The organism is Streptomyces sp. NPDC050617 (assembly GCF_040654795.1).
GTDB lineage: Bacteria > Actinomycetota > Actinomycetes > Streptomycetales > Streptomycetaceae > Streptomyces.
On the sequence record NZ_JBFAIS010000013.1, the window covers coordinates 169280 to 178468 of the forward strand.

The window sequence follows — 9189 nt, forward strand, 5'->3', positions numbered from 1 at the left end:
CGCGTGCCGCGTGCCGCGCGCGCAGCCCGGAGCGCACCGAAACGCGCCGTGTGGAGCGGCGCCGTCCGGCAGGACCGGGCGGCGCATTCGAAGGAATTCACTGTGCCCTGACGGGGGCACGCGAAAGCGGGGAACGTACGGTGGATCTCAGCCTGTTCTATTTCGCCAACGACAGCACCGAGCCCGGCGACAAGGGGCGTTACGAACTTCTTCTCGAAGGGGCCAAGTTCGCCGACGAGCACGGTTTCTCGGCGGTCTGGACCCCGGAGCGGCACTTCCATCCCTTCGGCGGGATGTACCCCAACCCCTCCGTGCTGGGCGCGGCCGTCGCCTCGGTGACCGAGCGGGTCGCCATCCGGGCGGGCAGCGTGGTGGCGCCGCTGCACCACCCCGCCCGGATCGCCGAGGAGTGGTCCGTCGTCGACAACCTCTCCGGCGGCCGGGTGGGCGTGGCCTTCGCCTCCGGCTGGAACTCCGTGGACTTCGCGCTGCGCCCGGACGTCTACGACGAGCGCAAGCGGATCGTCTCCGACCGGGTGGGGGAGGTGCGCACGCTCTGGCAGGGCGGCAGCGTGCCGGGCGTCGACGGGCTCGGGCGGCCGGTGGACGTACGGGCCTTCCCGCCGCCCGTGCAGCGGGAGCTGCCGGTCTGGCTGACCAGCGGCGGCAGCGTCGAGACCTTCCAGGAGGCCGGGCGGCTCAAGGCCGGCGTGCTCACCCATCTGCTGGTGCAGGACCTGGACATCCTCGCGGAGAAGATCCGGGAGTACCGCCGGGTCGCCGCCGCCGAGCACGACGGCTGGCCGGGCCATGTGGCGCTGATGGTGCACACCCTCGTCGGCGAGGACGTCGCCGCCGTCAAGGAACAGGCCCGGCAGCCCCTGACCGAGTACCTCAAGAGCTCGCTGCACCTGAGCGCCCGTTCCGTCGTCGGCGACTCGGTGGATCTGAGCACGCTGCCGCCGGAGGACGTGGACTTCCTCGCGGCGCAGTCCTTCGAGCGGTACTTCCACCAGGGCGGGCTGTTCGGCTCCGTCGAGCACGCCGCCGAGGTCGCCGCGCGCATCGGGGAGATCGGCGTGGACGAGATCGCCTGCCTCATCGACTTCGGCGTGCAGACCAAGGACGTCCTCGCGAGCCTGGAGCACCTCGGGCGGCTGCGGAAACTGGTGGCGTCCCAGGGCTGAGGCGGTCCCCGGACCAGGCCCGGCGGCACGGTGCCGAGCCGCCGGGCGGCGCCCTTGATCATGTCTTTCGTCAGTGCCGGTGCGGCGGGCGGGCTTGTAGTTTGGGCAGGGTGATGGGGCAGCTCGTTGATCAGGTGAACCGCCGGCGCCACGAGGTCTCCTCGGCCCTTGCCGGGCTGAGCCGCCGCGAGCGCCTCGCGGACCTCGTGCTGTGGGTCTGCCTGTGCGTGCCCGTGGCCTACGACCTGATCCGGCTGCCCGCGCCGGCGCTGGCCGTGTACGCGGGGATGCCCGCCCTGGCCCTCGCCATGCTGCTCTCCCGCGTGCTGCCGCTGCTCTCCCTCTACATCACCGTCGCGCTCAGCCTCTGCGTGACGCTGAACCTCTTCAACTCCTCCTTCTGCGTGGCCATGCTCGTCATGGGCTATCTCGTGGGCCGCAGGATGCGCCAGGAGCGGCCCGCGCTCGTCGGCATCGCGGTGATCGCGGCGGCCGGGCTGGCGGCCGTGGCGGCGAGCGGCGAGAACCTGTGGACCTGGTTCACGATGGCCGTCACCCTCGGGCTCAACGTGCTGCTGCCCTGGATGGCCGGCCGCTACCGCCGCCAGTACGCCGATCTCACGCGCGCCGGCTGGGAGCTGGCCGAGCGCATGGAGCGCGAGCAGCAGATCGTCGCGGACCGCACCCGGCTGCGGGAGCGCTCGCGGATCGCCGGCGACATGCACGACTCCCTCGGGCACGAACTGAGCCTGCTGGCGCTGCGCGCCGGGGCCCTGGAGATGGCCCCCGACCTCGACGAGCGCCACCGCAAGGCGGCCGGGGAGCTGCGGGCCGCCGCCGCGAGCGTCACCGAGAGCCTGCACGACGTCATCGGGGTGCTGCGCGAGGACGCCGAGACGGCGCCCAAGGCCCCGGCGCGCGAGTCCGTCACGGATCTGGTGGAGCGCGCGACCGCCTCCGGCCTGACCGTCGCCCTCACCGAGGAGGGCGAGCAGGTGCAGCTCGCGTTCATGGTGGACCGCGCCCTGTACCGGGTGGTCCAGGAGTCGCTGACCAACGCCGCCAAGCACGCGCCGGGCGCGGCCGTCTCGGTGCGGATCGCGCATCTGGCGGACGCCACCGAGGTACGGGTCGTCAACGACCCGCCCCCGGCGCGGCCGGACGCCTCCTCGGCGCGGCACACCGGGCTCCCCTCGGGGAAGAACGGGCTGGTGGGGCTGCGCGAGCGGGTCCGGCTCGCGGGCGGGACGCTGCGCACCGGGCCGTACGAGGGCGGCTTCGAGGTGACGGCGCGGCTGCCGCACGCGGCGGGCGCGGCGCAGCCGCAGGGGGAGGAGAGCGGGGGCGAGGCCGCGTCGGAGTCCGCGTTCCAGCGCCGGCACGCGCAGCGCCGGGCCCGCCGCGGCCTGAAGCAGGTGATCTTCGTGCCGCTGGTGGTCGCCGCGGTGCTGGCCGCCCTGATGGGGGCCTTCTCCTACATCCAGACGGAGCAGTCCGTGCTGGACTCGGCGAGCTACGAGCGGCTGCGCGTCGGGCAGCGGCGGTCGGAGGCGGAGGATCTGCTGCCGTCGCTCCAGACCGACGTGCCCCCGCGCCGCGACGTGAAGCCGATGCCGCACGACTCCACGTGCCGCTACTACCGGATGTCGCGGGAGCCGGACCCGACGCACGCCTACCGGGTGTGTTTCGCGCACGGCCGGCTGGCGGCCAAGGACGTGGTTCCGCTTCCGGGCGACTGAGGGCCCGTTCAGGCACGGCCGAACCCGGCCCGTGTACGCATTCGTACGCGGGCCGGGTTCGGCATACCGTAATCGACCTCGGTGAATCACGATTCGGTCGGTTGCGCGTCTTCTGCCGTTCGGGCGGACTTTCCTCCTCCGTTTATAGCGGCCATTGACTCCAAATCGATCACTTGTCTACTGTCGATTCCATGCTCGTCCGTCGAGGCGTCGACGGGCGGCGACAACGGGGTAGGCGGCCGCACGGTTCGCACGGCGAACGCGGCAGCCTTGAGTTTTGACGGACGGGGGACCGCGCGTGCCACGCGCCACGGGGAGGATTGCGGGTCGCTGTTCATTTCGCGGCCGCAACTGAAAGTCTTTTTCTGCTCATTTGTCTTGGTTCACGATGGTGTCGGGTCGCGATTTCGCGCGACCTTATTTTCGGCAACGGCCTTTCGGGCGCCGTGAATTTCTGAGGGGGCGTTATGAGTACTGCGCTGGAACAGGCTTCGAGCGTGACCGGACTCGTACGGGAAAACGTGGCGGCCGACGGACGGCGGACGGCCCTCACCTTTGTGAAGAGCCTGGACGGCAGCGCCCCCGAGGACGACACCTGGTCGTACGCCGCACTGGACGCCGAGACCCGCAAGGTCGCCGCCTGGCTCCAGACCCACTGCGCCGCCGGGGACCGCGTCCTGCTGCTCTACCCGGAAGGGCTGCACTTCACCGCCGCCTTCCTCGGCTGCCTCTACGCCGGGATGGTCGCCGTCCCCAGCTCCCTGCCGGGCCAGTACGTCTACCAGCGGCGCCGGGTCACCTCGATCGCCGACGACGCCGGCGCGTCCGCCATCCTCACCGACACCGCCACCCTGCCGTCCGTACGGGAATGGGCCGAGGCCGAGGGCCGCACCGCCATCGCGCTCGCCGCCACCGACACCGCGGACCTCGCCGACCCCGACGCCTGGACCGAGCCCGCGCAGGACCGCGACACCCTCGCCCTGCTCCAGTACACCTCCGGCTCCACCGGCGACCCCAAGGGCGTCATGGTCAGCCACGGCAACCTGCTGCACAACGCCATGTGCCTCACCAAGCCGTTCGGCATGACCGACCGCAGCCGGTTCGGCTCCTGGATCCCGCACTACCACGACATGGGCCTGATGGCGCTGCTGATCCCGCCGCTGCTGCTCGGCGGCTCCTGCGTGCTGATGAGCCCCACCACCTTCCTCAAGCGGCCGCACTGGTGGCTGAAGATGATCGACGTCTACGACCTCGACTGGTCGCCCGCGCCCAACTTCGCCTACGAACTGTGCGCCCGGATGGTCACCGACGAGCAGCTCGCCGGCCTCGACCTCTCCCGCTGGACGTACGCGCCCAACGGCTCCGAGCCCGTACAGGCCGCCACGCTCACGGCGTTCGCCAAGCGCTTCGCGCCCGCCGGATTCCGCAGCGACGCCTTCGCCCCCTGCTACGGGCTCGCCGAGTCCACCGTCTTCGTCTCCGGCACCGGACCGCGCGAACCCGTCGTACGGCGCGCCGACGCCGAGGCGCTGGCGAACGACGAGTTCCGAGCCGTCGACGGCTCCCGCGCCGGACGCGACGTCGTCAGCAACGGCCGCGCCGACGAGTACGACGTGCGCATCGTGAACCCCCGCACCCTGGAGCCGCTGCCCGAGGGCGGCATCGGCGAGATCTGGCTGCGCGGCCCCAGCGTCGCCCACGGCTACTGGGGCAACGAAGAGGCCACCCGCGAGGTGTTCCGGGCCCGCACCGCCGACGGCCAGGAAGGATTCCTGCGCACCGGCGACCTCGGCACCCTCCACGACGGCGAGATCCTGACCACCGGACGCCTCAAGGAAGTCCTCATCATCCGCGGCCGCAACCTCTACCCGCAGGACATCGAGTACGAACTGCGCGCCCAGCACAGCGAACTCGTCGGCCTCTTCGGCGCCGCCTTCTCCGTGCCCTACCAAGACCAGACGTCCGGCGCCACGGAGAACCTGCTGGTCATCACCCACGAACTCCGCGGACGCCACTCGGAGGAGGACATGGCGGCGCTGGCCAGCGCCATCAAGCGGACCGTGTCACGGGAGTTCGGCGCGAGCGCCTCCGGCGTGGTCCTGGTCCGCCGCGGCGGCATCCGCCGGACCACCAGCGGCAAGATCCAGCGGACCGCGATGCGCGACCTGCTGCTCGCCGGCGGACTCACCATCGTCCACCTGGACGCCGACCCGAAGCTGCGCACCCTGCTCGACGCATGACGGCGGGGCGGCGTCCCGCCGGCGACGCACAGCGCTCCGGCCGCCCGGCCGAGCCGCCACCGCCACGGACACAAGGCACGTTATGGGGGAGTTGGACATGAGCATGCATCACCCGTCCGTCGCGGCTCTCGAAAAAGCGATGGGCGACGACGGCCGGCACGACGGCCCCTTCGGGCCCGGCAGCCTCGCCGAGCTCGACGAGCGGGAGGCGTTCCCCGCCGCCGCGATCCGGGCGCTCGACGACTTCGGGCTCGCCCGCCACTACGTGCCCACCCGCTACGGCGGCCTGCTCGGCGACCACAGCGAACTCCTCCAGCTGCTGCGCGCCGTCGCCCGCCGCGACCTGACCGTCGCCGTCGCCCACGCCAAGACCTTCCTCGGCGGCGCCTGCGCCTGGGTCGACGGCGACACCGCGCAGGCCACCGCCCTCGGCGCGGACATCCAGCGCGGCACGGTCGCCGCCTGGGGCCTCACCGAACGCCACCACGGCAGCGACCTCCTCGCCGGCGAGCTCTCCGCTACCCGCACCGCGGCCGGCTGGGTCCTCGACGGCGAGAAATGGCTGATCAACAACGCCACCCGCGGCGACCTGATCTCCGTACTCGCCCGCACCGACCCCGCCGGCGGCCCCCGCGGCTTCAGCCTCTTCCTCGTCGACAAGCGCACGCTCCCCGACGGCGCCTACAGCCACCGGCCCAAGATCCTCACCCACGGCATCCGCGGCGCCGACATCAGCGGCATCGCCTTCCACGCCGCGCCCGTCCCCGAGGACGCCCTCATCGGCGAGGTCGGCGGCGGCGTCGAGACGGTGCTCAAGGCGCTCCAGCTCACCCGGACCGTCGCCGTCGGACTCTCCCTCGGCGCGGCCGACCACGCGCTGAGCCTGGCCACCGGGTTCGCCGAGGGCCGCAACCTCTACGGGCGGCGCCTGACCGACTTGCCGCGCGTCCGCCGCATCCTCGGCGAGATCTCCGCGACGATCTTCCTCGCCGAGGCCACCGCCCTGGTCTCCGCCCGCAGCCCGCACGCCCTCACCGCGGAGATGAGCGTCGTCTCCGCCGTCGCCAAGGCGTCCGTGCCCACCCTCGCCCAGGACGCCATCGACCGGCTCACCGAACTCATGGGCACCCGCGGCTTCCTCAGCCGCACCTACGCCGAGGGCCAGTACGCCAAGCTGGAGCGCGACCACCGCATCGTCGCCATCTTCGACGGCAGCACCGCCGTCAACCGCAACGCCCTCATCGACCAGTTCGCCCGGCTGGCCCGCGCCTACCGCGCGGGCCGCTGGAACGAGGCCGGGCTCACCGAAGCCGTCGACACCGACCGGGAGCTCACGGCCTTCGACCCCGCCCGCCAGCGGCTGCTCTCCGGCGACGGATGCAGCCTCGTACAGAGCCTGCCCGACGCCGCGCGGCAGATCGCCGGCCTCGCCGACCGCGGCCTCCTGCCGCTCCAGGTCTCCCGCATGGCGGACGAGCTGACCGCCGTCGCCGACCGGCTGCACGACGACATGGCCGCGCTCCGGCGCACCCCCCGCGACGTGCCGCCCACCGCCTTCCACCTCGCCGAACGCTACGAACTGCTCTACGCCGGCGCCGCCGCCCTGCGGCTGTGGCTGCACAACGCCCCCATCGCCGACGCCGCCGCGGCCCCCCAGCTCTGGCGCAACGGCCTGTGGCTCGCCGCCGCCCTCGCCGCCGTCCTCACCCGGCTCGGCGTCCCCGTGGACGAGGCGCACGCCGCCGCCTACGACCGGGTGGCCGACCGGCTCCTCGAAGCGCCCACCGGCACGCTCTCCCTCCTCAGCACCGACGACCTGGCCTGGAGCACGTCATGACCGGTACGCAGAGCCCGTCGGACGCCACCGGCACCGCCGCCGCCGAAACCGCCCCCGCGCAGGCCCGGCTCGACGAGTTCGACAAGCGGCTCGGCGACCCCTGGGACGGCGGCAACCCGCTCGGCTTCACCGCCGTGCTCGAAGCCGACGAACGCGCCGAGATGTTCGCCGACGGCGAGCGCGCCCTCGACGACTACGGCCTCAACGCCGAGTTCGTGCCCGTCGAGCACGGCGGCCGGCTCACCCGCGTCGACCACCTCGTCGAGATCATGCGGACCGTCTACCGCCGGGACCCCTGCCTCGGCCTCGGCTACGGCTTCAGCTCCTTCATCTCCTCCGTCAACGTCTGGACCGCCGCCGACGACGCCCAGCAGCGCCAGGTCGCCGACATCCTGCTGCGCGGCGGCAAGATCGCCGCCGCCTACCACGAACTCGCCCACGGCAACGACATGGCGCGCACCGACTTCCAGGCCCTGCCCTCCGGCGCCGGCCGCCTGCTGCTCAACGGCCGCAAAGAGGTCGTCACCAACATCCAGCGCTCCGACGCCATGGTCATGTTCGCGCGCACCGACGCCCGCCAGGGCAGCCGCAGCCACTCCCAGATCCTCGTCGAGAAGGACCGCGTCGCCGACGGACGCATGAGCTACCTGCCGCGGTTCGCCAGCGCCGGGATGCGCGGCGTCCAGCTCGGCGGCGTCGAGTTCCGCGACTGCCCCGTCCCCGAGAACCGCGTCCTCGGCAACCTCGGCCAAGGGCTCGAGACGATGCTCAAGTCCTTCCAGATCACCCGGACCACCCTCGTCGGCATGTTCACCGGCGCCCTCGACACCGGACTGCGCACCACCCTGCGGCACGTGCACGACCGCAGGCTGTACGGGCGCACCGCCGTCGAACTGCCCCAAGTGCGCTCCACCTTGGCCGGCGTCTTCCTCGACCTGCTGATCTCCGAGGTCTTCGCCACCGTCTCCACCCGGGCGCTGCACCTCGTCCCCGCCGAGACCGGGATCTACGCGCAGGCCGTCAAGTACCACGTCTCCAAGACCCTCATCGACGCGATGAACCGGCTCTCCGGCGTGCTCGGCGCGCACTTCTACATCCGCGACCCGCACAGCACCAACGCGATCTTCCAGAAGATGCTGCGCGACATCCAGCCCGCCGGCTTCGGCCACATCGCCCGCTCCGTCTGCCAGATGTCCCTCCTCCAGCAGCTCCCGCTGCTCGCCCGCCGCTCCTGGCTGCCCGGCGACCCCGCGCCCGACGACCTCTTCCGGCTCGACGCCGACCTGCCGCCCATGCCCTTCGACCAGCTCGCCGTCAGCGCCGGCGGACGCGAACGGCTCAGCTCCTCGCTCGCCGCCGGACTCGAAGCGCTCTCCGCCGACGACCCGGAGCACCGCGAGATCCGCCGCCTCGCCGAAGGGTTCGTCGCCGAACTCGCCGCACTCGCCGAGGAATGCGGCCGACTGCCCGTAACGGAACGGACCGTGGACGCGAGCTCCCACTCCTACGACCTGACCGCCCGCTACACCAACGTCCTGGTGGCCGCCGCCTGCCACGAGACCTGGCGCCACAACCAGCACCACCCGGACCCCTTCTGGCGCGATCCCGCCTGGCTCATCGCCGCCCTCCATCGGCTGTCCGCCCCCGCGGGCGCCGTCCGGGCCCCGCTCCCGGACCACCTGGAGCACCACCTGTTCACCGAACTGACTGCCCGTCACGAAGCCGGACAGAGCTTCGGGATCAACAAGAACGGCCTGTCCGCCGGCTGACCGCACACCCGCGCGCCCAGCCCTGCCGCACGGCCGCCCGCGGCCGCCGCGCCCCGAACCGCACATCACGAACCGCACCAGGCGAAGGAGCCGTCATGTCCACTTCCGCTGTAGAGAACCAGGCCGGCGGCAGGTCCACCCAAGACCTGCGCGTGTGGCTGACCGAATGCGTCGCCCTGCACGTACAGCTGACGCCCGAGCAGATCAAGCCCGACGTCCCGCTCACCGACTACGGCCTGGACTCCATCTACGCCCTCACCGTCGCCAGCGAGATCGAGGACCACCTCGGCATCAACCTCGACCCCACCGTCATGTGGAACCACCCGACCATCGACGAACTCGTCGGCTTCCTCACCGAGGAAACCGCCTGACCGAGGCCCGACGGACCGGCCCGCGCGGCCGGCCGCCGACGCCCGG

6 protein-coding genes are annotated in these 9189 nt (G+C 72.2%); all 6 read left to right on the forward strand.

What is annotated here, in order from left to right:
- The first annotated feature begins 140 nt into the window (after positions 1-140).
- The 6 genes from AB0I49_RS19350 (at position 141) to AB0I49_RS19375 (ending at position 9143) form a co-directional block, all read left to right on the forward strand.
- Complete coding sequence (locus AB0I49_RS19350; protein ID WP_363228202.1) at positions 141-1187, forward strand: MupA/Atu3671 family FMN-dependent luciferase-like monooxygenase; 1047 nt, start codon at positions 141-143, stop codon at positions 1185-1187.
- 113 nt (positions 1188-1300) lie between these two features.
- A complete protein-coding gene (locus tag AB0I49_RS19355) occupies positions 1301-2926 on the forward strand; it encodes a histidine kinase (protein ID WP_363228227.1) in 1626 nt (541 codons plus the stop codon).
- Positions 2927-3393: 467 nt separating this feature from the next.
- Positions 3394-5166: a fatty acyl-AMP ligase gene (locus AB0I49_RS19360; protein WP_363228203.1), complete on the forward strand. Its 1773-nt coding sequence runs from the start codon at positions 3394-3396 to the stop codon at positions 5164-5166.
- Between the two features lie 97 nt (positions 5167-5263).
- Positions 5264-7003: an acyl-CoA dehydrogenase family protein gene (locus AB0I49_RS19365; RefSeq protein ID WP_363228204.1), complete on the forward strand. Its 1740-nt coding sequence runs from the start codon at positions 5264-5266 to the stop codon at positions 7001-7003.
- Positions 7000-8772, forward strand: a complete 1773-nt coding sequence (locus tag AB0I49_RS19370) for an acyl-CoA dehydrogenase (protein WP_363228205.1) — start codon at positions 7000-7002, stop codon at positions 8770-8772. Before AB0I49_RS19365 ends, AB0I49_RS19370 begins: the two co-directional genes overlap by 4 nt.
- 95 nt (positions 8773-8867) lie before the next feature.
- The gene (locus AB0I49_RS19375; protein ID WP_363228206.1) at positions 8868-9143 is read left to right on the forward strand and encodes an acyl carrier protein; all 276 of its coding nucleotides are present in this window, start codon (positions 8868-8870) and stop codon (positions 9141-9143) included.
- The last annotated feature ends 46 nt before the right edge of the window (positions 9144-9189 follow it).

Coding starts and splice junctions, on each gene's coding strand:
- AB0I49_RS19355 (WP_363228227.1), top strand. CDS start 1,301: ATGGGGCAGCTCGTTGATCAGGTGAACCGCCGGCGCCACGAGGTCTCC.
- AB0I49_RS19360 (WP_363228203.1), top strand. CDS start 3,394: ATGAGTACTGCGCTGGAACAGGCTTCGAGCGTGACCGGACTCGTACGG.
- AB0I49_RS19365 (WP_363228204.1), top strand. CDS start 5,264: ATGAGCATGCATCACCCGTCCGTCGCGGCTCTCGAAAAAGCGATGGGC.
- AB0I49_RS19370 (WP_363228205.1), top strand. CDS start 7,000: ATGACCGGTACGCAGAGCCCGTCGGACGCCACCGGCACCGCCGCCGCC.
- AB0I49_RS19375 (WP_363228206.1), top strand. CDS start 8,868: ATGTCCACTTCCGCTGTAGAGAACCAGGCCGGCGGCAGGTCCACCCAA.